Origin of the sequence: uncultured Campylobacter sp. (assembly GCF_938030685.1) — a bacterium.
In the GTDB taxonomy this organism is placed as follows: Bacteria; Campylobacterota; Campylobacteria; order Campylobacterales; family Campylobacteraceae; genus Campylobacter_B.
Genome location: NZ_CALHHX010000161.1, coordinates 1 through 1,419, shown reverse-complemented (window position 1 = coordinate 1,419; position 1,419 = coordinate 1). Strand labels below are relative to the sequence as shown.

Annotated in this window: 2 protein-coding genes; both read right to left on the bottom strand. The window is 46.2% G+C overall.

Annotation, left to right across the window (positions count from 1 at the left end):
* Window positions 1-220 precede the first annotated feature (220 nt).
* Entirely contained in the window at window positions 221-1,135 is a 915-nt protein-coding gene (locus Q0369_RS07210) for a DUF3137 domain-containing protein (protein ID WP_298097953.1), read from the bottom strand.
* A gap of 24 nt (window positions 1,136-1,159) precedes the next feature.
* Window positions 1,160-1,303: a hypothetical protein gene (locus Q0369_RS07205; protein WP_298097951.1), complete on the bottom strand. Its 144-nt coding sequence runs from the start codon at window positions 1,301-1,303 to the stop codon at window positions 1,160-1,162.
* Window positions 1,304-1,419: the final 116 nt, after the last annotated feature.

Here is a 1,419-nt window from a genome sequence, read left to right as displayed (position 1 = left end):
CGCCGCAACAAACGCAAACTAATCGAAACGATCGCGGGAAACAACGAGTAAAATTTCATCGCATATCTTGCCGTGTGCGAGATCAAATTTTAAAATTTCAAGCTACTACCGCAAGCGGTAAAATTTGCTCGCTTGCGCCGTATTAAATTTCAAGAAACGCTAAATTTAAAGACGCGGGCGATGAGATTAAAATTTTACGAAAAGCGTAAATTTATCCCGCTTAGCGATCGCGCGAGCTTAAGCCTTTATCGCGCAATCTCTGTAGCTCTTCGCCGCCGGGTGGCGGGCTATTCGTAGGCTCGCCGCTCTCGCTTGCGCCGCCAAAAAATCCTTCATTCAAACGCAGCTCGTCAATGATACCAAGAAGCTGCAAAACCTCGGCCTTTATCCGCTCGGCGTCTTTTGACGTAGTGCGCGGCGAAAACAGCGCAGCTTCGAAACGGTTTTTCGCGCCGTTTAAAAATAGATAAAATTTACCGTCCATAAACGCCGCGCTAAGAGCGATCTTGGGCGCAAGCTTAAGCTTTAAAGCCCCGAGACGCCCCATAAAGCTAGGCGTCAAAAGATACCGCGCCTCGATCTTATCGCTTGCGAACACGCGAAATTCCTCTCCGAAAATCACGTCGTCCATCAGCTCCTGATCGCCTAAAAATTTGGTGCCTGGCGAGCGGTCCGCGATGATGGTTTGTCCCTTAAATTTCTTATAAAACTCGCACACCAAAACCGAGCCGCTAAAGGCCTGCACATATTCGCCGAGCCTCCAAGCGTTCCAAAGCGCGATCGCCGATAGCAAAAAAGCCGCGGAAAGATCGCTCTTGGACCTTTGAGATAACTCTACAAGCCTCATAGATTCTCGCGTTTCATAGATTTTTATCGCCTCGCTTAGGCTAAATTTCACCCCTTTATACACGCCGTTTATCTGATCCTCGGCTACGAATTCATTATTCGGATAGATGCCCGTTTTGCGGAGCTCTTCTTCGTCTATGCCGCTTTGCGGCTCGTATCTAAAGGCGGGATCAATATCTGAAATGATGGCGCGAATGAAAGCGTCTTTGTAAAAGGCGTTGTACTCCCACTTGGCGATAGAATCATCATAAATCCCCCATACGCAGCTTACCGCAATTATCGGGATCATCGCGGACATCAGCACGGCGGAGGATTATTCGTTTTGGATCAAGCCGTGGATAAACCAGCCGACGGAAAAAACCGCGATACATAGCAATAAAATCAGCGGTTTTAGAAATTTTATCTTGCACTGCTGCTGCTTTTTTGCTAGCTCCTCTATCGCTCTGTCAATATCCAAAATTTAACTCCAAATTTGATTTTGCCGAAATTTTGCCCCTTATTTTACGCTAAATTTTATTAAAATTTCATCCGTTAAGCGGGTTTAAGATTTTTTATGCTATTTTTGCGACCTAT